Genomic DNA, 24,966 nt, shown 5'->3' with positions numbered 1-24,966 from the left:
GATGAGCGGCCAGGCCTGGTGGGAGCGCGCCGAAGGCGCGGACGCCCTCTACGACGCCTTCACCGGGTGGGCGGAGCGGCAGGGCACCGCCCTCTACCCCCACCAGGACGAGGCGGTGATGGAGCTCCTCGCCGGCAGCAACGTGGTGCTGGCGACCCCCACCGGGTCGGGGAAGTCGCTGGTCGCCCTCGCCGCCCACGTCGCCGCGCTCTCCGAGGACCGGGTCTCCTTCTACACCGCCCCGATCAAGGCGTTGGTCAGCGAGAAGTTCTTCGCGCTCTGCGACGTGCTCGGCGCCGAGAACGTGGGGATGCTCACCGGTGACGCGGCCGTCAACGCCGACGCCCCGGTCATCTGCTGCACCGCCGAGGTGCTGGCCAACATCGCGCTGCGCGAGGGCTCGCGGGCCGACGTCGGCCTGGTGGTGATGGACGAGTTCCACTACTACGGCGACCACGAGCGTGGCTGGGCCTGGCAGGTGCCGCTGCTGGAGCTGCCGCAGGCCCAGTTCCTGCTGATGTCGGCCACCCTGGGCGACATGACCACCATCGCCGAGGACCTCACCCGTCGCAACGGCCGGGAGACGGTGGTCGTCGACGACGCGCAGCGCCCGGTCCCGCTGGACTTCACCTGGTCGCTCACCCCGCTCGACGAGACCCTGCAGGAGCTCGTCGCCACCCACCAGGCGCCCGTCTACGTCGTCCACTTCACCCAGGCGGCGGCGGTCGAGCACGCCACGGTCGTGCTCAAGCAGCTCGGCCGCACCGACCGCGCCGAGGAGCTGCGCGAGCGCCTCGCCCCGTTCCGGTTCAGCGCCGGCTTCGGCAAGACGCTCTCCCAGCTGCTCCGGCAGGGGATCGGGGTGCACCACGCCGGGATGCTGCCGAAGTACCGCCGGCTCGTCGAGCAGCTCGCCCAGGCCGGGCTGCTCCGGGTGATCTGCGGCACCGACACCCTGGGGGTCGGCATCAACGTGCCGATCCGCACCGTGCTCTTCACCGGGCTGGCCAAGTTCGACGGTCGGCGGCAACGGATCCTGCGCAGCCGCGAGTTCCTCCAGATCGCCGGCCGGGCCGGGCGCGCCGGGTTCGACACCCAGGGCTACGTGGTGGTCCAGGCGCCCGAGCACGTCATCGAGAACGAGCGCGCCAAGGCCAAGGCCGAGGCCAAGAACGCCGCGATGAGCGCGGAGAAGCAGGCCAAGCGGAAGAGCAAGGCCCAGCTGCGCAAGCCCCCGGAGGGCTCGGTGGTCTGGACCGAGCAGACCTTCGAGAAGCTGGTCGCCTCCAAGCCGGAGCCGTTGGTCTCGCGGATGAAGGTGGACAACGCGATGCTCCTCAACGTGGTCGCGCGAGAGGAGGACGCCTTCACGGTGATGCGCCGCCTCGTCGAGGACAACCACGAGGACAGGCGCAGCCAGCTGCGGCTGGCCCGTCGCGCGCTGCGGCTGGCCAGGAGCCTGCTGCGCACCGGCGTGCTGACCCGGCTCGACGACCCGGACGAGCACGGGCGCCGCTACGTGCTGACCGTCGACCTGCCCGTCGACTTCGCCCTCAACCAGCCGCTCTCGCACTTCGCCCTGGCGGCCTTCGACGTGCTCGACCCGGAGGCGCCGTCCTACACCCTCGACGTGGTCTCCGTGGTCGAGGCGGTCCTGGAGGCGCCGCGACAGGTGCTGATGGCCCAGCAGCACGTCGCCCGCGGCGAGGCGATCGCGGAGATGAAGGCCGACGGCCTCGAGTACGACGAGCGCATGGAGCGGCTGGAGCAGATCACCTGGCCGCAGCCGCTCGCCGAGCTGTTGGAGGTCACCTACGAGCTCTACCGGCAGAGCCACCCGTGGCTCCCCGAGGACGGGCTGAGCCCCAAGTCGGTGCTGCGCGACATGTACGAGCAGGGCATGGGCTTCACCGACTTCGTCTCCCGCTACCAGCTGGCCAGGTCGGAGGGGCTGGTGCTGCGCTACCTCACCGACGCCTACCGGGCGCTGCGGCAGACGGTGCCCGACGCGCACCGCACCCCCGAGCTCGAGGACCTGACCGAGTGGCTGGGGGAGACCGTGCGGCAGACCGACTCCTCCCTGCTCGACGAGTGGGAGGCGCTCGCCGACCCGGCCCACGTGCCGACGGAGGTCTCGCACCACGAGCCGCCGCACAACCCCCGCCCGCTGTCCAAGCAGGACCGGGCTCTGCGGGTGATGGTGCGCAACGCCATGTTCGCCAAGGTCCAGGGAGTCGCCCGCGACGACCTGGACGCGCTGGTGCGCAGCGAGCGTCAGGCCGCCGACCGCACGGACCCGCCGCGCGAGGTGGTGATGACCCGGTCGGCCTGGGACGAGGCCCTGGAGGCCTACTACGACGAGCACGACAGCGTCGGCACGGACGCCGAGGCGCGTGGTCCGTCCTACCTCGCGATCGGCGCGGAGGAGACCGGTGAGCCGGTCGGCGCCCGCGAGGGCGAGACGGCCAGGATCCGCCGTGTCGTCCAGACGATCGCGGACCCCGAGGGTCACCGCGACTGGGTCCTGGAGGCCGTGCTGGACTGCGATGCGACCGACGAGCTCGGCGAGCCGGTGCTGCAGACCGCCGCCATGCGACGTCTCGACGGATGAGGTTCGTCACGCGGCATCACCGCTCGCTGCTTCTGCACAGGTTTCTGCACAGCCCGCGCGGTCCTGTGCACGTGACCGTGCCCCTGTGCACAGATTCCGGCACCGCGCTGGGGAGTTGGGGAGTCGCCTTGTGACGCGGGAACCGCGGGGCCTAGAGTCGCGCGAAGCATCAAGATGTCGGCGAGTCGACAAACCGAGCGGGAGCGTCAGATGAATCGAGACATGCCCGGTCACGGCACGTCCGGCACCACCCCCTCCCCGATGCCCCCCAGGGTCGTTCTTCGACCCGAGCCCACCACCTCCCCCGGAGACGAGACCTCTGTGAGCGAACCGATCCCGTTCCCCACCATGGAAGTGCCCACCCCGGCGCCTTCCGAGCAGGTCATCGGCCCGACCGGACGACCCCTTCCGACGTTCCCCGAGCCCCAGCCGGTCGCCCAGGGCAGCGCGCCGCGGGTGATCTCGATGTGCAACCAGAAGGGCGGGGTGGGCAAGACCACCACCACGATCAACCTGGGAGCCTCCCTGGCCGAGTTCGGGCGCAGGGTGCTGCTGGTGGACTTCGACCCCCAGGGGTCGCTGTCGGTCGGTCTCGGTCTCAACCCCCACGAGATGGACCTGACCGTCTACAACCTGCTGATGCAGCCGGACGTGACGCTCGACGAGGTGGTGGTGCCCTCCGGTGTCCCGGGGATGGACCTGCTGCCCTCCAACATCGACCTGTCGGCCGCCGAGGTCCAGCTCGTCAACGAGGTGGCCCGGGAGCAGACCCTGCAGCGGGTGCTGGCGCCGGCGCTGAAGCAGTACGACGTCATCCTGATCGACTGCCAGCCCTCGCTGGGCCTGCTGACCGTCAACGCGCTCACCGCCTCCGACGGCGTGATCGTGCCTCTGGAGTGCGAGTACTTCGCCCTGCGCGGTGTGGCGCTGCTCAAGACGACCATCGACAAGGTCCGCGAGCGGCTCAACCCCAAGCTCGAGATCGACGGCGTGCTGGGCACCATGTTCGACGGGCGCACCCTGCACAGCCGCGAGGTGATGGACCGGCTGGTCCAGGCCTGGGGCGACAAGGTCTTCCACACCGTGATCCGGCGGACGGTGAAGTTCTCCGACTCCACCGTCGCGGGGGAGCCGATCACCACCTACGCCTCGAGCTCGACCGGTGCCGAGGCCTACCGCACGCTCGCCAAGGAGGTGCTGGCCAGGTGGCTCGACGGGTGAGCCTGCCGGCTGCCGACGACCTCTTCCGCCCCACCTCGGAGCGTCCGGAGGAGCCGGCCGCGCACGCCGTCCCCGACGCCCGGCGTGCGCCCGCCCGGCGGCCCAGCGGCCGGGTCCGGCACGACGAGAAGATGACGGTCTACGTCACCTCCGACGAGCTCCTCGAGCTCGAGCACGCGCGGCTGAGCCTGCGCCGCAACCACGGCATGGCCGTGGATCGGGGCCGGATCGTGCGGGAGGCGGTTGCCCTGGTCCTCGCCGACCTCGAGGCCCACGGTGACGAGAGTGCCCTGGTCCGGAGGTTGTCCGAGCAGTGACGACTCCGTCCTCGGCCGCGATCACCGAGCCCGGCCAGGAGGCACCGGCGTTCGCGGTCCGGCTGGACAACTTCGAGGGTCCCTTCGACCTGCTGCTCTCGCTCATCTCCAAGCACAAGATGGACGTCACCGAGGTCTCCCTCTCCCGGGTGACCGACGAGTTCATCGCGCACGTCAAGGCCGGCGGCCCGATCTGGGACCTGGAGCAGACCACCTCGTTCCTGCTGGTCGCCTCCACGCTGCTGGACCTCAAGGCCGCGCGGCTGCTGCCGCAGGGCGACGTGGAGGACGAGGAGGACCTGGCCCTGCTGGAGGCCCGGGACCTCCTCTTCGCCCGGCTGATGCAGTACCGCGCCTTCAAGCAGGTCGCCGGGGTGCTCGAGGGCAGGCTGGCCCAGGAGGGGCTGCGCCACCCGCGCGCCGTCGGCCTGGAGGAGCGCTTCGCCACCCTGCTGCCGGAGGTGCTGATCGGCATCGGCCTGGACAGGTTCGCCGCGCTCGCCGCCAAGGCGCTGGAGCCCAAGCCGGTGCCGGAGGTCTCGCTCCAGCACATCCACGCCGCGCGGGTGAGCGTGCGCGAGCAGGCGCACCTGGTCGTCGACCGGCTCAGGCGGCAGGGGACGATGACCTTCAGGTCGCTGTGCCGCGACTCCCCGGACACCCTGACCACCGTCGCACGGTTCCTCTCGCTGCTCGAGTTGTTCCGCGAGGGCGCGGTCGCCTTCGACCAAGTCAGCCCGCTCGGGGAGCTCACCGTCAGGTGGACCGGGAGCGAGGAGGGCGAGGTCGCCGTCGTGGACGAGTTCGACGGGGCGCCGCCCGAGGAACTGGCCCGGGCCGAGGCCGGCACCGAGACTCAGACACCAGAAGGGGAGCGATGAGCGAGCAGACCGGCACGGAGTCGCAGGAGCCGGGGACGCCGGCGTCCGAGAGCCAGGCGTCCGAGAGCCAGGCGCCCGAGGGGCAGGAGCCCGAGACGCTGGCGATCGCCCTGGTCGCGCTGCGGCCGGCGCTCGAGGCGATCCTGATGGTGGCCGACCAGCCCCTGGACCCGGTCACCCTCGCCTCCACGGTGGGGCACCCGGTGGAGGAGGTCGAGACCGCGCTGCACGCCCTGGCAGAGGAGTACACCGCGCAGGGCCGCGGCTTCGAGCTGAGGAACGTCGCCGGCGGCTGGCGCTACTACACGCGTGAGGAGTACGCCTTCGTCGTCGAGGGCTTCGTGCTCGAGGGGCAGCAGGCCCGGCTCACCCAGGCCGCCCTGGAGACCCTGGCGGTGGTGGCCTACAAGCAGCCCGTCTCCCGCGCCCGGGTCTCGGCGATCCGGGGGGTCAACGTCGACGGCGTGATGCGCACCCTGCTCTCCCGCGGCCTGGTGGAGGAAGCCGGTCAGGACGAGACGACCGGGGCCCACCTCTACCGGACCACGAGCTACTTCCTCGAGCGGATCGGGGTGACCAGCCTCGACGACCTGCCGGAGCTGGCGCCGTACCTGCCGGACATGGACGACCTGGACGAGGAGCTCGCCGCCGTGGGCGGGAGCGTCTCGAGCCCAGCGGCAGCCACGTCCGCCGACCAGCCCGTAGACCAGCCCGTAGACCAGCCGGCCGAACAGACGACCGGGCATCCGCACCACTCGCCCCACAGCGGGGCCGGCACCGAGCCCGACGGCGGGACGGAGATCGCATGAACGAGGAGAACGACGCCCAGCAGCCGCCCGGCGGGTGGCCCGACGAGGACGGGCTGGTGCGCCTGCAGAAGCTGCTGGCCCAGTCCGGGGTGGCCTCGCGGCGCAAGTGCGAGGAGCTGATGCTCGAAGGGCACGTGGAGGTCGACGGCGAGGTCGTCACCCGGCTCGGCACCAAGGTGGACCCGCGGACCGCGGTGATCCGGGTCGACGGCAAGCGGCTGCCGCCGCAGTCGGCGCACGTCTACCTGGTGCTCAACAAGCCCAGGGGAGTGGTCTCGACGATGTCGGACCCCGAGGGGCGTCGCTGCCTCGCCGACGTCGTCGCCGACCGGCCCGAGCGGCTCTTCCACGTCGGCCGGCTCGACACCGACACCTCGGGCCTGCTGCTGCTGACCAACGACGGCGACTTCGCCCACCGGATGGCCCACCCCTCCTTCGAGGTGGAGAAGACCTACGTCGCGGAGGTGGAGGGGGAGGTCTACCCCGCCACCCTGCGCCGCCTGCGCGAAGGCGTGGAGCTCGAGGACGGGCCGGTCCAGGTCTCCCGGGTCAAGGTGGTGGAGACCGGACGAGGAGGCGCCCAGGGGCGCACCATCGTCGAGCTGGTGATCCACGAGGGGCGCAACCGCATCGTGCGCCGCCTGCTGGCGGAGGTCGGGCACCCGGTGCGCCGGCTGACGCGGACCAGGTTCGGGCCGGTCGAGCTCGGACGCCTGCCGGTGGGGGCGCTGCGGGACCTCTCCCGCGACGAGCTGGGCGCTCTGCTGGACCGCGTGGAGCTCTGAGGACCGCACCGAACTAGGCTGAGGCCGTCGGTCGAGCTAGACGAGCAGTCGGTCAGGAGAGAGTCGTGAGCGTGCGCGCCGTACGCGGAGCCACCCAGCTGGACGAGGACAGCCGCGAGCACATGCTCGAGCGGGTGGCGGAGATGGTCGAGGAGCTGATGTCGGCCAACGGGCTGAGCGTGGACGACTTCATCTCCGTCATCTTCACCGCGACCAGCGACCTGGTCGCGGAGTTCCCCGCCTATGCCGCCCGTCAGCTGGGGTTCTCAGACGTCCCCCTGATGTGTGCCCGCGAGCTCGAGATCGCCCGCTCGATGCCCCGAGTGGTGCGGATGATGGCGCACGTGGAGACCGACCTGCCGCGCGCGGAGGTCACCCACATCTACCTCCACGGCGCGGCTGCCCTCCGTCGTGACCTGGCCCGGGTCCGCGAGGTCCCGGGCGGCGAGCACTCGTGAGGCTCACCGGGCCGGTCGAGGTCGTGGGTGCCGGCCTGGTCGGGACCTCGATCGCCCTCGCCTGCCGCGACGCCGGTCTCGAGGTGCTCCTCAGCGACGTCTCCGGCGAGAACCTGCGCACGGCCAGCGGTCTGGGGGCGGGGCGTCCCAGGCGGCCCGAGGACCGGCCTCAGCTGGTGGTGGTGGCGGTGCCGCCCGACCTGCTCGGCGAGTCGATCGTGACGGCGCTGAAGGACTCGGACGCAGTGGTCACCGACGTGGGCAGCATCAAGTCCCGTCCCCTGGTCGAGGTGCTCGAGCGGGTCGACGCGCAGACGGCCTCGCGCTACGTCGGCAGCCACCCGATGGCCGGGAGCGAGCGCTCGGGGCCGCTCGCCGCCTCCTCCTCCCTCTTCGACGGCCGCCCCTGGGCGCTGGTGGGCCACGACTCGAGCGCCCCCGAGGCGCGCGAGCTGGTCCGCGACCTCGCCGTGGTGTGCGGGGCGGTGGTGGTCGAGCTCGGGCCCGAGGAGCACGACCGGGCGGTGGCCCGCACCTCGCACCTGCCCCACCTGGCCGCCGTCCTGGTGGCCGGGCGCCTGCGTGAGGCGCCGGGCCGCGACCTGTCGCTGTCCGGGCAGGGCGTGAGGGACGTCACCAGGATCGCGGCCAGCGACCCCCGGCTGTGGGAGCAGATCGTGGCCGCCAACGCCGAGGCGGTGCACGAGGTGCTCAGCGAGGTGCGCGACCAGCTCGACGTCCTGCTGGACGCCGTCAGGGACGGCGAGCGGGAGGTGCTGCGCGAGCTGCTGACCCACGGGGTGGAGGGGACGCGCGCCATCCCGGGCAAGCACGGCGGTCCGACGCTGCCCGTCGCCTCGGTCTTCGTCGCCGTGCCCGACACCCCGGGCGAGCTCGCCCGCCTCTTCGCCGACGCGGGCGCGATCGACGTCAACATCGAGGACGTGCGGATCGACCACGACCCCGGACGGCCGGTGGGACTCGTCGAGCTCGTGGTGCGGGAGCAGTACGAGACCCACTTGCGGGCGTCTCTGGAATCTCGGGGCTGGGTCACTCACCGGTAGGCTGCGCGGGCATGGTTCCGCCCCTGTCGACTAGGAGAATCCCCGCGGTGAGCACGTCGCAGCCCCGTCCGTCCGGTCCCGTCATCGCGATCGACGGACCCTCCGGCTCCGGCAAGTCGAGCACCTCGCGCGGGGCCGCCCGCGAGCTCGGGCTGCGCTACCTGGACACGGGAGCGATGTTCCGGGCGGTCACCTGGTGGATGCTCCGTGCCGGGGTCGACGTGCACGACGCCGCGCTCGTCGCCGCCCGGGCCGACGAGCCCCGGATCGTGTCCGGTACCGACCCCGAGCAGCCCACCATCACCGTCGACGGGACCGACGTCTCGCAGGCCATCCGCGCCGAAGAGGTCAACGCGGCGGTCAGCCCCGTCAGCGCGGTGCCCGAGGTGCGGGCCCGGCTGCTCCGGCTCCAGCGCGAGGTGATCGGTGAGGGCGGGATCGTGGTGGAGGGCCGCGACATCGGCTCCGTGGTGGCGCCCGACGCGGACGTCAAGATCTTCCTCACCGCCGACCCGGCGGCGCGGGCTGCCCGGCGCGCCCTGGAGGAGGGCGGCTCCGACGTGGCCCGGACCGAGGCCTCGCTGCTCGCCCGCGACGCCATCGACTCCACCCGCAAGACCGCGCCCCTGGTCCAGGCGGACGGGGCCGTCCAGCTGGACACCACCGGCTACTCCCTCGAGGAGGTCGTCGCCCAGGTCGTGGAGCTCGCGCGGGCGGTGGAGGCGCGCCCATGACCGCAGCCCAGTCGACCCTGGCCGAGCTGCCGCGCAGCAGCGAGCGGCACCCGCCGACGCGGATGCTGGTGCGCTGCCGCCCGCCTGCCCGGAGGCTGGTCTCGTCCTGGTACGACGTGCACGTGCGCGGCGAGTCGCACCTGCCGCGGACCGGTCCGGTGATCGTGGCGGCCAACCACATCGGCGTCCTGGACGGCCCGCTGCTGGCGATCCTGGCCCCGCGCCCGGTGCACGCCCTGACGAAGGCCGAGATGTTCGCCGGTCCGCTCGGCGGCTTCCTGCGCCGCTCCGGCCAGATCCCCTTGGACCGCTTCCGCCCCGACCCCGGTGCGGTGCGCCAGTGCCTGCGGGTGCTGCGCGACGGCGGCGTGGTGGGTGTCTTCCCCGAGGGCACCCGGGGCGCCGGCGACCTGTCCCGGTTCCACCACGGGGCGGCGTACCTGGCCCTGGTTACCGGAGCGCCCGTGGTGCCGGTGAGCTTCTTCGGGACCCGTCCGCACGGTGGGGCCTCGAGCTCCGTTCCGGCGCGCGGGTCGAGGATCGACTTCGTGCTGGGGGAGCCCTGGACGGTGCAGCGGTCCCCGTGGCCACGACGCCGGGAACAAGTGCTGCAGGCCTCGGCGTTGCTCCTCCAGCACATGCGCGGAGAGCTGGACCGCGCCTGCGCCCTGACCGGGCGAGACCTGCCGGGACCTCTCCCGGCCGGGCAGACCGAGAAGGACCCGGACACCGGGTTCGTGAACAGAGGAACACCATGACCGAGCCGCTCGAGACCTCCACGTCCCTGGGCCCCGTGCCGATCCTGGCGGTGGTCGGCCGGCCGAACGTCGGGAAGTCGACCCTCGTCAACCGGATCATCGGCCGCCGTGAGGCCGTCGTCGAGGACCGCCCGGGCGTCACCCGGGACCGGGTCTCCTACGACGCCAACTGGAACGGCCGTGCCTTCACGGTCGTCGACACCGGCGGCTGGGACCCCGACGCCCGGGGCCTGGCCGAGCAGATCGCCGGGCAGGCGGAGGTGGCGGTCCAGCTGGCCGACGCCGTGCTCTTCGTCGTCGACGCCAACGTGGGGATCACCGACGCCGACGAGGCGGTCGTGAAGGTGCTGCGCAAGTCGGGCAAGCCCGTGGTGCTGGCCGCCAACAAGGTCGACGACCAGCGCGCCGAGACCGAGGCGTACGGCCTGTGGAACCTCGGCCTGGGCGAGCCCTACCCCGTCTCGGCGCTGCACGGCCGCGGCAGCGGCGACATGCTCGACGCCGTCCTCGCTGCCCTGCCGGAGACGCCGCCGGAGCGGTTCGACGAGGTCGGCGGTCCGCGCCGCATCGCGATCGTGGGGCGGCCGAACGTCGGAAAGTCCAGCCTGCTCAACCGGCTGGCGGGGGAGGAGCGGGTGGTCGTCGACAACGTCGCCGGCACCACCGTCGACCCGGTCGACGAGCTGATCGAGCTGGGTGGCCGCACCTGGCGGTTCATCGACACCGCGGGCATCCGCAAGCGGGTCAAGACCGCCTCGGGCCACGAGTACTACGCCTCGCTGCGCACCACCAACGCGATCGACCGGGCCGAGGTGGCCGTGCTGGTCGTCGACGGCGGCCAGTCGATCTCCGAGCAGGACATGCGGATCATCCAGACGATCCGCGAGGCCGGCCGGGCGCTGGTCATCGCGTTCAACAAGTGGGACCTGGTCGACGAGGAGCGTCGCTACTACCTGGAGCGCGAGATCGAGCGCGACCTGGTGCAGGTGCGCTGGGCGCCGCGGATCAACATCACCGCACGCACCGGCTGGCACGTGGACCGCCTCGTGCCGGCATTGGACAAGGCCCTCGAGGGCTGGGAGACGCGGATCGGCACCGGGGCGCTCAACACGTTTCTCGGGCGACTGGTGGCCGAGCAGCCGCACCCGGTGCGCAGCGGCAAGCAGCCGAAGATCCTCTTCGGGACCCAGGCCGGCACCGCGCCGCCGACGTTCGTGCTCTTCACCAGCGGCAAGCTGGACGCCTCCTACGAGCGCTTCATCGAGCGACGCCTGCGCGAGGAGTTCGGCTTCGTGGGGACCCCGATCGTGCTCCAGCAGCGGCCGCGGGAGAAGCGCAAGCGCTGACGGGCCGGCCGCCCGCCGGTCACCTCAGGGCGTGACCCCGTGGGCGGCCAGCCAGAGCATCGGGTCCATCGCCAGGCCGTTGGGGTCACGCACCTCGAGGTGCAGGTGCGGGCCGGTGGAGTTGCCGGTCGAGCCCACCAGGCCGACCGTCTCGGCGATCTCCACCGTCTCACTGGGCGCCACCAGCGCGGTGAGCTGGTGGCAGTACCAGATCTGGGTGCCGTCGGGCAGCCCGAAGACGGTGCGCAGGCCGTAGGCGCCGGCGTCGCCCACCGACAGCACCTCCGCGTCGGCGACGGCGTGCAGGGTGGTGCCCGAGGAAGCGCCGAAGTCCTGACCGGTGTGGTCGTGCTCCCACAGGTCGCCGGCGGCGCCGAAGCTGGCCGAGAGCCGGTAGGAGGCGAGCGGCAGCACCGCCGTGGCCTCCCCGGGATCGCCGTCGTAGCCGAGGTCGGAGAGCTGGGCCGACCGGTCGGCCAGCACCCGGGACCAGGCCGCAGCCTGGCGGTCGATCTGGGCCAGCGCGCGCTGGCGAGCCGCGACCTGCTTGGCCAGCAGCCGCTCCATCCGGCTCACCTCGGGACTGTCGTCCAGGTGTGCCGCGTGGGCCGGTGGGGCGGCCAGGAGCGAGCCGACCAGACCTCCGCCCCCGAGCAGCAGGACCGCCAGCAGGGCCCAGCGGCGGACGCCGGCGCCAGGCCGGGGTGCGCGATGGGACGGGCCGCCCGTGCGGGGCGCGTGCTGGGGGGGAGTGGCGGTCATGATGGCTTCCTCGTCGTGGTCGGACGAAGCCATCGTGTGGCGGCGCGGAGGGGCCCACCCGCGGAACGGCCAGAGATGACCCGGACGGGCCATTCCCGGGCGCGCGTCCGGGGGGTCCGGGCGAGCCCTCAGGACGAGGGGGACCCCCCGAGGGGGTCATGCCTGGCTCCGGCGAGCCCGATGCGGACTCCCCGGACTCCCTGGGGTAATGTTCCCTCTGGCCTTCCTCGGAAGACCATCGGGCTGTAGCGCAGCTTGGTAGCGCACTTGACTGGGGGTCAAGGGGTCGCAGGTTCAAATCCTGTCAGCCCGACAAAAAATCGCCCCTGACCTGCGGAAACGCAGTGTCGGGGGCGGTTCGCATTTGAGCTAGAACGGCCAATTAACCACCTATTCACCACTTATTCGGTGGCTGCGGCTCTTGCTCACCCGGACTCAAGCCAGCAAGCTCGGCCAAGACGTGGGCCACATCGGCGGCGATCGCGGGCTTGGCGATGTAGAACTCGCGGGTGATGTCGGGGGAGGAGTGGCCGAGCTGTTGCGCGGCGGTGTCGGCCCCGACGTGCTCCGCGATCAGGGTGGCCACCGTCTTGCGGAACGTGTGGGGGGTGACCCAGTTCAGGTCGGTGCCTTGCCGGATGTCGCGCCAGCGGCGTTCCCCATTGGTGACCTGGTGCCAGGTGCCGTTGCGGGTGGGGAAGGTGGATTCAATCGGTCGTCGCAACGCCTCGTCATGAGGCGTGCAGTGGTTCGTCGTCAGCAGGCCGCCGACCGGGCGGTTCGCCCCAAGCTCCGGTCACCTGGTCATCCGAAGTATCAGCGGCACGTCGAGGTGGCGTTCTGGGAGCAGATCGCCAAGCGGCTGCTGCCTGAGGAGGCCGCGGCCGCGATCGGCGTGGCGCAGGCGGTCGGTGCGCGGTGGTGGTTCCACAACGCTGGCGGCATGCCGCCGTTCGATCTGAAGTTCAAGCCCACGGGCAGGTATCTCTCGTTCGCAGAGCGTGAGGAGATCGCGCTGCTCAAGGCCCAGGAGAAGGGCGTCCGGGAGATCGCTCGAACCATCGGCCGCGACCCCGGGACGGTGTCACGCGAGCTGCGCCGCAACGCCGCCCCGCGGCGGGAAGCTCGACTACCGGGCGTCGGTGGCGCAGTGGAAGGCCGACATGGCAGCCATGCGGCCGAAGCCCGCGAAGCTGGTCGCCAACCCGCAGCTGCACGACTACGTCCAACTGCGGCTGGCCGGGCAGATCAGCCTGCCGGACGGGACCCCGGTCCCGGGACCTACGCCGCCACGGTTCACCGGCCGGAACAAGCCGCACCGCAAGGACCGGCCATGGAAGCGGGCGTGGAACCCGGAGCAGATCGCGAACCGGATCAAGATCGACTTCCCCGATGATGAATCCATGCGCATCAGCCACGAGGCGATCTACCAGTCGCTCTATATCGAGGGCCGCGGCGCGCCGAAGCGCGAGCTGGTCTGGTGCCTGCGCACTGGCCGGGCACTGCGGGCGCCGCGGGAGCGATCGTGGCGCAAGACCTGGGCGCACGTGACTTCGGAGACGCTGATCAGCGGGCGCCCCGCCGAAGCTGAGGACCGCGCCGTGCCCGGCCACTGGGAAGGCGACCTGCTGATCGGGCTCGAGCGCTCCGCGATCGGCACGGTCGTCGATCGGACGACAAAGTACACGCCGCTGGTGCACCTTCCACGCGAGGAGGGCTACCGGCACAAGGAGACACCGAAGAACGGACCCGCGCTGGCCGGCTACGGCGCGATCACGATGAAAAACGCACTGGCCAACACGATGGCGACCCTGCCGACCGAGTTGGGCAGATCGCTGACCTGGGACCGCGGCAAGGAGATGTCGGCCCACGCCCAGTTCAAGGTCGAGACCGGCATCCCGGTGTTCTTCGCCGACCCGCAGTCGCCTTGGCAGCGCGGGACGAACGAGAACACCAACGGCCTGCTGCGTCAGTACTTCCCCAAGGGGACCGACCTCTCGCGGTGGTCGGCCGAGGAGATCGCGGCAGTCGCTCACACCCTGAACACCAGACCCCGCAAGGCGCTTGGCTGGAGGACACCAGCGGAGGCGTTCAACGAACATCTACTGTTGATTCAACAAGCCGGTGTTGCATCGACTGGTTGAACCTGGTCAATTCGTTTCCAGGAAACTGCGCCGCGCCTTGGCCTCACACGGGCTCGTCGGATCCATGGATCGTGTCGTCTCGGCCGGGGACAACGCAGCGATGGAAAGCTCCTTCAGTCTCCTCCAGCGCAATGTCCTGGACCGGCAGCCCTGGGCCACCCGTGAGGACCTCCGGATCGCGATGGTGACCTGGATCGAACGGACCTATCACCGCCGTCGTCGCCAAGCCCGCCTCGGCCGATTGACGCCCATTGAGTTCGAGACCATCACGACCACACCAGCCGCTCAGGCTGCCTGACCCAACCTGTCACCTACGCGTGCATCAGCCCCAAGACTCCCAAATTCTGATGTGAGCCTTGGAGTGGCTCGTCTGCGCAGGCGGCCACAGAGGGCAACCGACAAGCCATCGTCGAGATCATGAGAACTCAATGGCGCATGGCCACTCGCGGCGGAGTCTCCACAGGTTGGGCACGGGGTCTCCACGAAAGCGGTGTCCGTGCAGGTTAGAGGTCTGCGGCACCCTATGGAGGGCCGTCTGAACCGGATGACCAAGGACGCAGTGTCATGGCTCCCCTCTGTTTCAAGTCAAGACGCAGTCGCGGTCGCCAACGATCCGGGTGTGGTCCCCGCAGGTCGGAGTTGAAGAAGCAGCGTTCGTGGTCGATCGGGAGCAGGTGGCCGCCGGACCCGTGGACCAGGGTCTTTCGTTCCCGCCCGTAGCGCACGTTGAGCCCGTGCCCGGCACGGCTCGTTTGAGCGAGTTGTGGCCGCCGCTCGCGGTCTCATCCGTCGATCACCCGGTAGTCCCCGGCCCTGGCCAGGGCCTCGGCGATCAGCTCGCGGCTCGGCGTACTTCCTTCCTTGTGCTTGATCCACAGGCGGGTCGGCTCACCGGAAACGATCTCGAACGTCGCCTGGCCCATGCCGTGGACGGTGAAGATGTCGAAGAGCCGTTGCATAGCCTTCTTCGTGTCCCAGTCGTCGTTGACGCCCTCCACCAGGAAGCGCGTCGACACGATCCTTGCCACTAACGTCAGATCCTTCCGTTGAACGCCTGCAACGCGGAGTCCTCCCGTGTGCCGCCGCGACCGTCACCGTAGTCGGCGTAGTCGTGGATCCACATGAGGCGTGAGAGCCACTTGACGTGCTTGTAGCCGTGGTTGGACTCGATGCGTAGGCGCGCTGGTGCACCGAGATAGTCCTCGATCTCGTGACCGTTGCGCTCGTAGGCCAGGATCGACTCATCCTCGGTCATCGTGTCCAGGTCGATGGCTGCGTAGAAGGGCTCGCGGGGGCGGTTGTCGTACATCTTCTGGGCCAGTCCGTAGGACTCCGCGAGCAGGTAGCGGGCACCCTCCGGACGCGGACCGAGCTGGTCCATCAGGTCGGTGAGGCGGACGCCGGTCCAACGCGACGTTGCCGACCACCCCTGCATGCAGGTGTGTGTGGCGATGTAGGAGTGACGGGGCAGCTGCTTGAGGTCCTCGATCGTCAACTTCTTCTCGACGTCGTTGATGTCGTCGCGAACGGTGATGGTGAGACCCTCCCAGTCGCGGTCCCGTGCCTGGACCCAGAGCGCCGACTCCTCCTCAGTGGGCGGGAGGCCGTTGGTCCAGTGGAACTCGGAGATATCGGCGTCGGTGTACGCCGTCTTCTTGGCGCCCTGCGGCCGCAGTCGGTTGAGGAAAATCTTGCGCCCGATCTCGGTGAAGCTGGCCGTGAACCGCTGCGCCCGGACCCGGTCGGCCAGCGACCAGTACGACAGGGCGATCCAGAAGACGACCACGGCCACGATCACCGCGACCATGATGGTCGTCGCCTGGGCTGCCCGGGCGGAGGAGACTTCGACCTCGGCGCCGCCGAAGACCATGTTGACGAGGTTCCGGTCGCGGTGTACCAGGAAGACCAACGACACGTGCATCACGATGAACCCCGCCATCATGACCATCCCGATGAAGTGCAGCGAGCGGGCGCCTTGGTGACCCCCCAGCATCTTCACGAACCTCGGAAAGCGTCCGCGGATCGCCGGCGACATGGCCACACCCGTGATGATCATGAACGGCGCCAAGACGAAGATGACGAACGTGTAGCCCAGCATCTGGAGTGAGTCGTACGGCTGGAAGTGACTGATGTCGGGCACGCTGAAGCTGAGGTAGGTCTTGAGCGAGGCCCAAGCCTCCGAGAAGACGTCCCACGAGGTCGGGAGGATGCGCCGCCACAACCCGGTGGCGAACAACAAGACGACGTAGATCACGCCGTTGAGCACCCAGAGCATCACCGACAATCCGTGCCAGTGGCGTCCGAGCCCGATGTTCTCCCGCCCAGGGAGGGACAGGAGCGGGTGGACGGACTTCTCGTCCATCAACGAGGTGTAGACCCCCTCCTCCTTGGGGAGCTCGCGCTTGGTGAACTTCAGCCACTCGGTCCCGGGGGCGCAGTCCTGACGCCACCACAGCCGCGGGAGCGAGGAGAGCATTTCGATGCCGGAGCGGATGAGCATTCCGATCAGGACGAAATTCAAGAGGTGTTGGGCCCGCAGCCAAAACGGGAAGTCGTTGACGGCTTCCATCAGCTATCTCCTTCGTGGCGCCGCGTCGCGGCTGTCAATCGGATAGGTGGTCAGGCGTCGTCTGAGGATTCGTCGGCACCGCCGACCGTGGGCTGGGGCATCGGCTTCCCGGGCTTGTCGAGGAAGTGGAAGATCGTCCAGTAGAGAACGCCGATCATCACACCGCCACCGACGATGTTGCCGAGGGTGACCGGCAGCAAGTTGTCGCTGAGAAAGTTCGCCCACGTGAGGTCGGCGTACGCCGCGGCGTCCAGACCGGAGGAGGTCCAGAAGTCGGTGCCGGCGAAGTCGCTGATGAGAATGCCGAGGGGCACCACGAACATGTTCGCCACCGAGTGCTCGAATCCGGTGGCAATGAACAGAGCGATCGGCATCGTGACTGCCACGACCTTGTCGACGGTGGTCCGTCCGCTGTAGGCGGCCCAGATCGCCAGGCAGACCATGAGGTTGCACAGGATGCCGAGCACGAAGGCGGTCAGGAAGTCGTGATGGACCTTCTTCAACGAGATATCGAGGACCACGGCGCCCCAGCCGCCCTCGGCCTGCTCCCAGGTTCGGCCCAGGTAGATGAGGCCGACGATCGTCAGGGCGCCGAGGAAGTTTCCGGCGAACACGACGATCCAGTTGCGCAACAACTGCCAGGTCGTGAGACGGCCGCTGGCTCGCGCTGTCAGGGTGAGCGTCGAGGACGTGAACAGCTCCGCACCGGTGAGGACGACGAGGGCGAGGCCGGTCGAGAACACCAGGCCACCGAAGACCTTGCCGACCCCATAGGGCAGTTGGTCCGCGCCGACCTGACTCGTGACGAAGAAAACGAAGCCGAGAGCGATGTAGCCCCCCGCTGTGAGAGCGAGCAGGAACGACTTCAGTTGATGGCTGGTGGCTTTGCCGAAGGCGGCGTCCTCGGCGGCTCGCGCCATTTCCGACGGGGTGAGGATGCTGCTGTCGCTGCCGATGTCTGCTCCCCCTGCGTCCGCATATGCCTCGGTCACATCACCTGCGCGACTCGTAGTTCTCGATCTCGCGAAGTTTCGGTCCGTAGGACCCGGTTGGATCGTGGCGTAGATCGAGCCATAAATCCACCAGGGCGCGCGCATGGACCGGTGCGATCACGTTTTGGCCCATGCACAGGATTTGCGCGTCGTAGTTCTCGACGGCTCCTCTGACGGTCACCAGGTCGTGAGCCGTGGCCGCACGTGCCCCCGCGACCTTGCCAGCGGCGATGGCAGTCCCGACACCCGTGCCGCACACGAGGATCGCTCGATCGACGTCGCCATCCACGACTGCCTGAGCAGCCTGGAAGGACACGGCCGGATAAGTCATGTCGGGCGAAGAGAGGTCGAGGACTTCGCTGACTCGCCCGTCCTGCTCCAGGAAGTCCTTGATCTCGTCCTTGAGGGCGGCGCCGTTGCCTGGCGCCCCGATAACGACTCGCATAGAACTCACTGTAGGGCCAAAGCTCCACGTCTGATCTCCGAGGAAGCGTGGCGGAATTGCCCCCGGCCACTGATAGCCCCACCTGGGAGGAGGGCTGGGGCAGACTGAAGCGTCCGGAAGCCCTCACGGCTCCGGACGTTTCTTCAAGGGGACTTTCGTGAACATTGGCGTATACCTTTCTGGAACATGCCCTGTCACCATCCGCGGGGATCGAATTCCTGCCCTCGTCCTGCTGCTGACCCTTTCGGCGTCAAGATCACCCTGGCGTACATCGGTGCGGGACTCACGATCGCGATCGCGATCGCGTCGAGCCGGCGAGCAAGGACGGCGCGGTCGAGGTTCGTCCGCTGTCGGCATCGTTGCTGGGGTCGGCGGTCTGTTCTCGGGCTGGTGCGGCGACTGGGCCACCGCATCCGCGGGCTCGCAGAACGCGTCGTAGGCGCGCGGTCCGTGGATCGTGGCCGGTCCGCCCTTCTCCAGAAGGTGACCCGATGGCTTCGGCCGCCTCCTGTCGGGTCGCGCCGGTGCGGACTGCGGCTTGGGAGTGTGAGGCGATGCAGCCGTCACATCCTTCGACTACACCGATTGCGAGGGCGATCAGCTACTTGGTCTTCGCCTCGAGGGCACCCGGAGCGAATGCTGCTTGGTGCAGCTCTCCGAAGCCCTGTGGGTGGAGAGCAACGCCTCCGTGTTGCACTCAGCGAGGCCGCCACGTCCCAAATACGCACCGGGGTTCGCGCCTATGTCCGTCTTAGCTGGAGCTCCACCCCGTCCCGCTGCAACCGGATGTCGCCGGCGTCGCGACGCTTTGTCCACGGCCGCAGGTCGGTGACGAGCGGGGACGCGCTCCGTAGAAGCACGAGTGCAGTGCCGAACGGCAGCGTGCGGATCGTCTCGGGCGGCATGACGGAACCGCGACGCGTAGGCGCTGCAGGGAGCGGGAGCCGTAGTCGCCGACGGAGACCGTGTCGGTCTGCTCGGCGCGTTCACCCATCAGCGCTGAGAGATCCTGAAGGTCCCGTGCCGAGGACGTGCCGCAGAGGATGATTTTGACGATCGAGGCGTCCCAGATGGCGCCGGCGGCGTGGTCGCCCCACTTGTCTCGAGCCTGCGATAGGGACTGAAGGACGGGCATGGGGGTGATCCCGGCGCCGCCGCCTTCGGCCATGAGCATCGGTAGTGAGGGGAGGGGGGATAGGTTGCCGATCTCGTCGAGGGCGAGGAGAAGTGGTGGGTCGAGGCGTGCGCCCGGTGATGCTGCAGCGAGATGGCGGGCGGTCTCGACCAGGTCCTCGATCAGCGCGGCGACGAGTGACCATGAGGCGCCGGACCCGGTGCCTGTGGCCAGCAGGTACAGGGTGCCGTTGCTGGTGAGGAACTCGGCGGGGTCGAAGTGCTCCCCCGGTCGTGGTGAGACTGCATCCAGGACACGAGGGTCGGCCAGGCAGCACAGTGCCAGGGAGACGCCCATCCAGATGGAGTCGCGGGTCCGGGGGTCGGAGTGGATCATCGACTCCAGGGAGTCCGACCAGCCGGGCGCTGCGGCAGGGTGGCTGGCCAGGATCGCAACGGCGTCAGCGGCGCCCGCCGGCGACAGCGTCCAGGCGAACAGGTCACTGGGGCTCCGCTGGTCGAGTGCGGCTGCGTGTAGCAGTGACTGGAGGGCGGCGCGGGTCTTGCCTTCCCAGAAGCCCCCGGACTCAACTCCGCCGGTCGAGAGGCCGGTAGCTGAGGCGAGTCCGGTGGCTCGGATCATCGCGGTGAGCGGGTCCTCGCACTCCGTCGGCGCTCGCACTCTGGTGAGCGACGACGACAGCGACTGCGACGTCCTCGTTCGGTAGGAACCCGTCTCCAGCCACTTCGCCGATCCTGGATTTGGCAATCTGGACCCGGTCGACTGGACGTGGCGTCGCCAACGATGGGGTGATGATGTCGGTGAAGCTCGTGCCGTCGGCCTCGTGGACCTCCACGCGCACCGGCGCGGCAAAGGTCGGCGCCGATGTCCTCGAGCACTCGTTGCAGGTCTTCCCGGTGCAGCGCGTCGTCAGCGGTGTACGGCTCGTGGTCCAGCTTGATGTCGAGACACCCGTCCTCGTTGGCAGACGTTAGAACGGAAGGACCCGGACCTCACGGTCGTCCACAGCGATTCGGCGAGGCTCCTGGGTCATCTGTCCGCCCATTCACGGGAGGACCCGCGCGCCTCAGAACAGGTGAGCGAGCGCGGCGGCGGCCGCACCTGCCGACGCACGGTCGAGGAATCGGTCGAGTTGGGCCAGAAGTCGTGGTACTGACTGACTGACTGACCCATGCTGACCTGCGCAAACGTCGGGAATGCGGCTCCCTGTGTACCAGATATGCAAGACGCTAGCCAGGCGGTCGACGTTCCTAGCGGTGCCATGGTGCGCGGTCTCGACATTCTGCATAGGCGGTCTGCCGTGGCTGTCCGCGTGAGGTGAGTGCCCGCGCCCGGACGAGGACGCACGACCGACGTAGGTGGAGACGTTGCGATGGCGCCCAAGGGCGGGTACGACGCAGCGCGCGGCGATATCAGTGCTCCTCGTACGGGACGGCAGGCATCCGCCCCCGCGGCACGAGAGGCGTCAGTGCATGCTGCAGAATTTCTCCACGATGCGGGTGGGGCCGGAGACGATGAGGTGGTCGTGGCGGGTCACGGTGGTCTCGGGGCGGGCGTAGGTGAAGTCTTCGCCGGTGCGCTTGACCCCGACGATGGTCACGCCGTGCTTGGTGCGCGGTGCTGACTCGGCGAGCGTCTTGTCCCAGGTGAAGGGTGGCGCGAGGGTGCGGGCGATGGAGAACTCGTCGTCGAACTCGATGTAGTCGATCATCCTGCCGGTGAGCAGGTGGGCGACGCGCTCGCCCATGGAGTGCTCGGGGTAGATGACGTGGTGGGCGCCGACCCGCTCGAGGATGGCGCCGTGTTTGTGAGTGATGGCCTTGGCCCAGATGTCGGGGACACCAGCTTCGGCGAGCCCGAGGACGGTCAGGACGCTGGCCTCGATGTCGGTGCCGATCGCGACCACCGCCCGCTCGAAGTCGGCCACGCCGAGTTGGCGGAGCGCCTCGTCGTCGGTGGTGTCGGCCTGTGCGACGTGGGTCAGTTCATCGGCCCATCGGTCGACCAGGGCCTGGTTCTCGTCGATGGCCAGGACCTCGTGCCCCATGCCGACCAAGGACTCGGCGACCGCGGAGCCGAACCGGCCGAGGCCGATGATGAGCACTGTGGTCGAGGCGGGTTTCCTGAACTTAGCCAATGACGGGTCGCTCCTCGGGCAGGTGGAAGTGGCGGTGGCGGGACTTCAGTGCGAGCGCTGAGGCCACCGTGATGGTGCCGACGCGCCCCACGTACATGAGCACCATGAGGGTGATCTCGGCAGCAGGGGGCAGGTTCGGGGTGATGCCGGTGGACAGGCCGACGGTAGCGAATGCGGAGATGGTCTCGAACAGGACCACGTCGAGGGTGTAGTCGGTGACCAGCAGGATCGCCATGGTGCCCACGGCGATGGCGGCGAGAGCCAGCAGGACGACGGTGAGGGCTTGGCGCACGGTGTCGCCGCCGATCCTTCGATGGGCGATGTTCGTGTCGCGCTCGCCGCGTACCTCGGACCAGATGACGAAGGCGAGGAGGAAGAAGGTGGTGACCTTGATGCCGCCGGCGGTGCCGGCTGAGCCGCCGCCGATGAACATGAGGACGTAGTTGACAGCCATGGTCTCGGGTGTGATTTGGCCGTAGTCGATGCTGTTGAAGCCCGCCGTCCGGGGCACGACGCCGCCGGTGACGCCACCGACGATCTTGCCCCACGCGGTGAGGCCGCCGAGGGTGCCTCCATTGGTCCATTCCAGGGCGAGGAACGCGCCGATCCCTGCGACGAGCAGGACCGCGGATCCGTAGACCGTCAAACGGGTGTGCACCGTCCATGCCCGCGGCTGTCGCCAGCGACGGCGTAGTTCGAACAGGACCGGAAAGCCGATGCCTCCGGCGACGATGGCGACACAGATGGGGAACATGATCCAGGCGTCGTCGACGAGTCCCATGAGGTTGTCGGAGTAGAGCGCGAACCCGGCGTTGTTGAATGCCGAGATCGAGTGGAAGACGCCGTGCCAGACCGCCTCGGCCCAGGTGTCGCCGTACCGGGCACGGAAGCGCAGCGCCAGCATGATCGCGAAGACGGCCTCGAACGCCAGCATGGTGATGGCGACGCGGCGCACGACATGACGGACGTCGCCGATGTTGAGGGTGTGGGTCTCGGCCTGGGCGATGAGCGAAGACCTGAGGCGCAACTTGCTGCCCACGAGCATCCCCAGCAGTGTCGCCAAGGTCATGATCCCGAACCCGCCGACCTGGATGAGACCCACGATGACGGCCTGTCCGAACGGTGACCAGTAGGTCGCGGTGTCCACCGTGGTCAGGCCGGTGACGCACACCGCGGAGACGCTGGTGAACGCGGCCGTCAGAACCGGGGGACGGGTCGGACCGGGGGTCGAGATCGGCAACGAGAGCAGCACAGCGCCGAGCAGGACTGCCGCAAGGAACGCGAGAGGCACGATCCGAGCGGGATGCACGATCCCGTTCCACAGACGTCTCACGCGCTTCATCGCCCCCCGGGTTGGTCGGTCATTCGTCAGCCTGCCAGCCTGAGGGTCGGGCCGCCCCACGAACGCGGGAGACGCCGAGCATGGTCGTCCAGGTGGATGTCGACTTCCTGGGCTTTTCTAGCTCATAGCGGTGCGTCCATCTCCTCTCGGCATCGAGGCGATGCCATCGGCATTGTTGCTGCGCGCCTGGGAGAGAGTGTGGACCAGCAGAACAGGTAGGCGAAGACCACGAGCAACGCTCCGGTCAACCACGCGGCCAGCGTGAACGGGGCGGGCAGCCAGCGCAGGAGACAGACGCCGACGGTCACCAGGATGCCGGAGAGGACCGCGAACAGGCGCATGCCGTAGAGGGGGACGAGCGGCAGGTACTGCGCGCCGACGATCCCCATGCTCGCGGGGAAGAACAGATCGAGATCGTCGACGAGGGCGATGACGATCAGTAGGCCGACCGGCACGGCGAGGGCGATCTGCATCCCCAACGAGGACATGGGGTGCCCTGCCGGGCAGGAACGCCGGCCGTCCGGTGAGGCGGATGGCCAGCGTCGTCAGCGGGAAGATCAGTACGCCGCCCAAGAAGAGCGTGGGGATCGCAGCCCAGAGAGTGGCCAGGCTCGCCACCGAGGCAGCCCCCAGCCACACCACGCCGGAGACCAGCTGACCGTAGAACCCGCCGGCATAGAGGCGGCGGACGTCGCCTTGCGCCTGAGCGACCGACGCGGTGTTCTCGGTGGTTCCCCGGTCCCGCACGGTGGTGTTCACACGACGTCACGCCGTTGGGTGGTCAGCAGGCCGGCGGCAGCGGGAACGAGTGCCCAGGCGACGACTGCGAGCAGGGCCGCCCACACGTTGACGTCGGTGCTGACTCCCGAGATTACTGCGAAGAGTGTCGTGGGGATCCAGGAACCGACCTCGGTGACCAGCTGCACGGCGAGCGGCGGGATCACGAAGAGCACCAGCACTGCGGTGGTGACGGCACCACCCACGTTGCGGATGACGGCCCCCAGACCTGCTCCGAGCACGGCACCGATCGCGCCGGCCAGGGTGGTGGCGGCGAGGAGCTGAGCGATGTCTCCGGCTGGGACCAGGAATCCGTGCTCGGTGCTGGGCAGCGCCAGGGCGACCCCGGCGATGACCAGTGCCTGTCCCACGAACGCCAGGAGGGCGCCGGCTGTCAGCACAGCCCCCAGCTGGGCGAGGACTGCCCGCGAGCGCTTGGGGGAGGTCAGGAACATCGGGACGACCGTGTGGTGTCCGTACTCCCGGGCGACGGCGATGGCCCCGAGGAGGCTGGTGCCGATCATCGCGTTGAACGCGAACGCCATCAGGGACCGCTGGTCGGCGGCGGTGGCGACGAACGCCTTGCTGCCGTCCATCTCGGTGCCGAAGGCCACCACGGCTGCGTCGAGGCAGGCGATCACCACCAACACCGACAGGAAGCCGAAGGGCAGCTTGGTGGTGGTGAGCTTGCGGAACTCACCTCGCAGAAGTCTCAGCGTGGTCACAGTGGTACTGCCTGCCTCTCGGGGTCGGCCACAGCGGGGGCGTCGGCGACGGCCTCGTGGGTGGTGTCGTTGCTGGTCCAGCCCAGGAAGAGGTCCTCGAGCGAACCTGCCTGGGGGGTGAGCTCGTGGAGCGCGATCCCGGCGGCGCAGGCCCGGTCGCCGATCGCGGCGATGTCGATGCCCCGCACGACGATGTCGCCCGAGCTTCCGGTGTGGAAGGTGGCACCGGCGGCCACGAGGACCTGCGTGAGTTGATCCGGGGACGGTGTGCGCACCGACGTACCGGCCTGCCGCAGGGCGGAGAGGGTGCCGGTGGCGACCAGCCTGCCGTGGTTCAGCACGACAACCTCGTCGGCCAGGTGCTCCACCTCGTCGAGCAGGTGGCTGGAGACAAAGACCGTGCCTCCGAGCGCGGCACGTTCACGCAACAGGTCGCGCAGCCAGCGGATACCTTGCGGGTCGAGCCCGTTGCCGGGCTCGTCGAGGACGAGGACGGGTGGGTCGCCGAGCAGGGCGGCGGCCAGCCCGAGCCGCTGCCGCATGCCCAAGGAGTATCCCCCGACGTGTCGGTCTGCTGCGTGCGACAACCCGACTGCCTCTAGCATCTCGTCGATACGTGAAGGTGTCAGCCCGGCACCGTCGGCGAGTATCCGCAGGTGGTTGCGGCCGCTGCGTCCCGGGTGGAACGCGTTGGGTTCGAGCACCACACCGACGGTGCGCGCCGGGTCGGGCATGTCGCGGTAGCGGGTGCCGCCGATCGTCGTGCGGCCGTGCTCAGCCTTCGCCAGGTCGAGCAGGATCTTCATAGCGGTCGACTTGCCTGCGCCGTTGGGTCCCAGGAAGCCTGTCACGCGGCCGGGGTGGACGGTGAAGCTGAGGTTGTCGACCGCGACCTCGTGGCCGTATTTCTTGGTGACCGTCTCGAACTTGATGGGGTACATGGGATTCCTGTCT

26 protein-coding genes, 1 tRNA gene and 2 pseudogenes are annotated in these 24,966 nt (G+C 69.3%); 16 read left to right on the top strand and 13 right to left on the bottom strand.

Features of this window, described 5'->3' with window-relative positions; translation table 11 throughout:
* Nucleotide 1: 1 nt before the first annotated feature.
* The 11 genes from AC4BGE_RS18460 to der all read left to right on the top strand — a co-directional run bounded on the left by AC4BGE_RS18460 (nt 2) and on the right by der (nt 10,984).
* On the top strand, nt 2-2,611 hold the full coding sequence (locus AC4BGE_RS18460) for a DEAD/DEAH box helicase (protein ID WP_490576237.1): 2,610 nt from the start codon (nt 2-4) through the stop codon (nt 2,609-2,611).
* A gap of 321 nt (nt 2,612-2,932) precedes the next feature.
* Nucleotides 2,933-3,832 (top strand): ParA family protein, encoded by a 900-nt coding sequence (locus AC4BGE_RS18455; RefSeq protein WP_490572591.1) that lies wholly within the window; start codon nt 2,933-2,935, stop codon nt 3,830-3,832.
* On the top strand, nt 3,817-4,149 hold the full coding sequence (locus AC4BGE_RS18450; protein ID WP_490572590.1) for a hypothetical protein: 333 nt from the start codon (nt 3,817-3,819) through the stop codon (nt 4,147-4,149). Before AC4BGE_RS18455 ends, AC4BGE_RS18450 begins: the two co-directional genes overlap by 16 nt.
* Complete coding sequence (locus tag AC4BGE_RS18445) at nt 4,146-5,030, top strand: segregation and condensation protein A (RefSeq protein ID WP_490576236.1); 885 nt, start codon at nt 4,146-4,148, stop codon at nt 5,028-5,030. Before AC4BGE_RS18450 ends, AC4BGE_RS18445 begins: the two co-directional genes overlap by 4 nt.
* Nucleotides 5,027-5,839: an SMC-Scp complex subunit ScpB gene (scpB, locus tag AC4BGE_RS18440; protein WP_490576235.1), complete on the top strand. Its 813-nt coding sequence runs from the start codon at nt 5,027-5,029 to the stop codon at nt 5,837-5,839. Before AC4BGE_RS18445 ends, scpB begins: the two co-directional genes overlap by 4 nt.
* Complete coding sequence (locus tag AC4BGE_RS18435; RefSeq protein ID WP_490572587.1) at nt 5,836-6,624, top strand: pseudouridine synthase; 789 nt, start codon at nt 5,836-5,838, stop codon at nt 6,622-6,624. Before scpB ends, AC4BGE_RS18435 begins: the two co-directional genes overlap by 4 nt.
* A 65-nt stretch (nt 6,625-6,689) precedes the next feature.
* Nucleotides 6,690-7,082 carry a chorismate mutase gene (aroH, locus tag AC4BGE_RS18430; RefSeq protein WP_490572586.1) on the top strand — a complete coding sequence of 131 codons (393 nt, stop codon included), beginning with the start codon at nt 6,690-6,692 and terminating at the stop codon, nt 7,080-7,082.
* Nucleotides 7,079-8,146: a prephenate dehydrogenase gene (locus AC4BGE_RS18425; RefSeq protein ID WP_490576234.1), complete on the top strand. Its 1,068-nt coding sequence runs from the start codon at nt 7,079-7,081 to the stop codon at nt 8,144-8,146. Before aroH ends, AC4BGE_RS18425 begins: the two co-directional genes overlap by 4 nt.
* A gap of 47 nt (nt 8,147-8,193) precedes the next feature.
* Complete coding sequence (gene cmk, locus AC4BGE_RS18420) at nt 8,194-8,880, top strand: (d)CMP kinase (protein ID WP_490576233.1); 687 nt, start codon at nt 8,194-8,196, stop codon at nt 8,878-8,880.
* Nucleotides 8,877-9,638: a lysophospholipid acyltransferase family protein gene (locus AC4BGE_RS18415; RefSeq protein WP_490572583.1), complete on the top strand. Its 762-nt coding sequence runs from the start codon at nt 8,877-8,879 to the stop codon at nt 9,636-9,638. The genes cmk and AC4BGE_RS18415 overlap by 4 nt, the downstream gene beginning before the upstream one ends.
* Nucleotides 9,635-10,984, top strand: coding sequence for a ribosome biogenesis GTPase Der (gene der / locus AC4BGE_RS18410; RefSeq protein ID WP_490572582.1), 1,350 nt, complete (start codon nt 9,635-9,637; stop codon nt 10,982-10,984). Before AC4BGE_RS18415 ends, der begins: the two co-directional genes overlap by 4 nt.
* A gap of 24 nt (nt 10,985-11,008) precedes the next feature.
* Here the strand turns inward: der and AC4BGE_RS18405 are convergent, their stop codons facing one another.
* A complete protein-coding gene (locus AC4BGE_RS18405) occupies nt 11,009-11,746 on the bottom strand; it encodes a M23 family metallopeptidase (RefSeq protein WP_490576232.1) in 738 nt (245 codons plus the stop codon).
* 239 nt (nt 11,747-11,985) lie between these two features.
* Here AC4BGE_RS18405 and AC4BGE_RS18400 point away from each other — a divergent pair.
* Nucleotides 11,986-12,059 (top strand) — tRNA-Pro (locus tag AC4BGE_RS18400).
* Between the two features lie 81 nt (nt 12,060-12,140).
* Here the strand turns inward: AC4BGE_RS18400 and AC4BGE_RS18395 are convergent.
* Nucleotides 12,141-12,470 (bottom strand): tyrosine-type recombinase/integrase, encoded by a 330-nt coding sequence (locus AC4BGE_RS18395; RefSeq protein WP_490576231.1) that lies wholly within the window; start codon nt 12,468-12,470, stop codon nt 12,141-12,143.
* A gap of 9 nt (nt 12,471-12,479) precedes the next feature.
* Between AC4BGE_RS18395 and AC4BGE_RS18390 the strand changes: the two are divergent.
* Nucleotides 12,480-13,890, top strand: a pseudogene (locus AC4BGE_RS18390) (IS30 family transposase).
* A 7-nt stretch (nt 13,891-13,897) separates the two neighbouring features.
* Nucleotides 13,898-14,188: pseudogene (locus tag AC4BGE_RS18385) on the top strand (IS3 family transposase); the annotation flags it as partial.
* 484 nt (nt 14,189-14,672) lie between these two features.
* Here AC4BGE_RS18385 and AC4BGE_RS18380 read toward each other — a convergent pair.
* From AC4BGE_RS18380 to AC4BGE_RS18355, 6 genes are all read right to left on the bottom strand, one after another.
* The gene (locus AC4BGE_RS18380) at nt 14,673-14,918 is read right to left on the bottom strand and encodes a hypothetical protein (protein ID WP_490576230.1); all 246 of its coding nucleotides are present in this window, start codon (nt 14,916-14,918) and stop codon (nt 14,673-14,675) included.
* A gap of 5 nt (nt 14,919-14,923) precedes the next feature.
* Nucleotides 14,924-16,459: a molybdopterin-dependent oxidoreductase gene (locus tag AC4BGE_RS18375; RefSeq protein ID WP_490576229.1), complete on the bottom strand. Its 1,536-nt coding sequence runs from the start codon at nt 16,457-16,459 to the stop codon at nt 14,924-14,926.
* Between the two features lie 50 nt (nt 16,460-16,509).
* Complete coding sequence (gene focA, locus AC4BGE_RS18370; protein WP_490576228.1) at nt 16,510-17,451, bottom strand: formate transporter FocA; 942 nt, start codon at nt 17,449-17,451, stop codon at nt 16,510-16,512.
* 1 nt (nt 17,452) lies between these two features.
* On the bottom strand, nt 17,453-17,896 hold the full coding sequence (locus AC4BGE_RS18365; protein ID WP_490576227.1) for an RpiB/LacA/LacB family sugar-phosphate isomerase: 444 nt from the start codon (nt 17,894-17,896) through the stop codon (nt 17,453-17,455).
* Between the two features lie 283 nt (nt 17,897-18,179).
* Nucleotides 18,180-18,452: a hypothetical protein gene (locus AC4BGE_RS18360; RefSeq protein WP_490576244.1), complete on the bottom strand. Its 273-nt coding sequence runs from the start codon at nt 18,450-18,452 to the stop codon at nt 18,180-18,182.
* Between the two features lie 195 nt (nt 18,453-18,647).
* Nucleotides 18,648-19,652, bottom strand: coding sequence for a type IV secretory system conjugative DNA transfer family protein (locus AC4BGE_RS18355; RefSeq protein WP_490576226.1), 1,005 nt, complete (start codon nt 19,650-19,652; stop codon nt 18,648-18,650).
* Between the two features lie 170 nt (nt 19,653-19,822).
* On the opposite strand from AC4BGE_RS18355, the gene AC4BGE_RS18350 reads away from it, so the two are divergent.
* Complete coding sequence (locus tag AC4BGE_RS18350) at nt 19,823-20,005, top strand: hypothetical protein (protein WP_490576225.1); 183 nt, start codon at nt 19,823-19,825, stop codon at nt 20,003-20,005.
* A gap of 491 nt (nt 20,006-20,496) precedes the next feature.
* Here the strand turns inward: AC4BGE_RS18350 and AC4BGE_RS18345 are convergent, their stop codons facing one another.
* The 3 genes from AC4BGE_RS18345 to AC4BGE_RS18335 all read right to left on the bottom strand — a co-directional run bounded on the left by AC4BGE_RS18345 (nt 20,497) and on the right by AC4BGE_RS18335 (nt 22,998).
* Nucleotides 20,497-21,135, bottom strand: coding sequence for a potassium channel family protein (locus AC4BGE_RS18345; protein WP_490576224.1), 639 nt, complete (start codon nt 21,133-21,135; stop codon nt 20,497-20,499).
* Between the two features lie 25 nt (nt 21,136-21,160).
* Nucleotides 21,161-22,570, bottom strand: coding sequence for a TrkH family potassium uptake protein (locus AC4BGE_RS18340; RefSeq protein ID WP_490576223.1), 1,410 nt, complete (start codon nt 22,568-22,570; stop codon nt 21,161-21,163).
* A 62-nt stretch (nt 22,571-22,632) separates the two neighbouring features.
* A complete protein-coding gene (locus AC4BGE_RS18335) occupies nt 22,633-22,998 on the bottom strand; it encodes a hypothetical protein (protein WP_490576222.1) in 366 nt (121 codons plus the stop codon).
* Between the two features lie 44 nt (nt 22,999-23,042).
* Between AC4BGE_RS18335 and AC4BGE_RS18330 the strand changes: the two genes are divergently transcribed.
* Entirely contained in the window at nt 23,043-23,168 is a 126-nt protein-coding gene (locus AC4BGE_RS18330; protein ID WP_490576221.1) for a hypothetical protein, read from the top strand.
* 97 nt (nt 23,169-23,265) lie between these two features.
* On the opposite strand, the gene AC4BGE_RS18325 is transcribed toward AC4BGE_RS18330, so the two are convergent.
* The gene (locus AC4BGE_RS18325; protein WP_490576220.1) at nt 23,266-24,012 is read right to left on the bottom strand and encodes a hypothetical protein; all 747 of its coding nucleotides are present in this window, start codon (nt 24,010-24,012) and stop codon (nt 23,266-23,268) included.
* Entirely contained in the window at nt 24,009-24,953 is a 945-nt protein-coding gene (locus AC4BGE_RS18320) for an ABC transporter ATP-binding protein (RefSeq protein ID WP_490576219.1), read from the bottom strand. The genes AC4BGE_RS18325 and AC4BGE_RS18320 overlap by 4 nt, the downstream gene beginning before the upstream one ends.
* Between the last annotated feature and the right edge of the window lie 13 nt (nt 24,954-24,966).

The sequence above is a fragment of the Nocardioides sp. Z50_6 genome (assembly GCF_058215755.1).
Note: the sequence above shows the minus strand (reverse complement) of the source record. Positions and strands in the feature narration are given on the sequence as shown.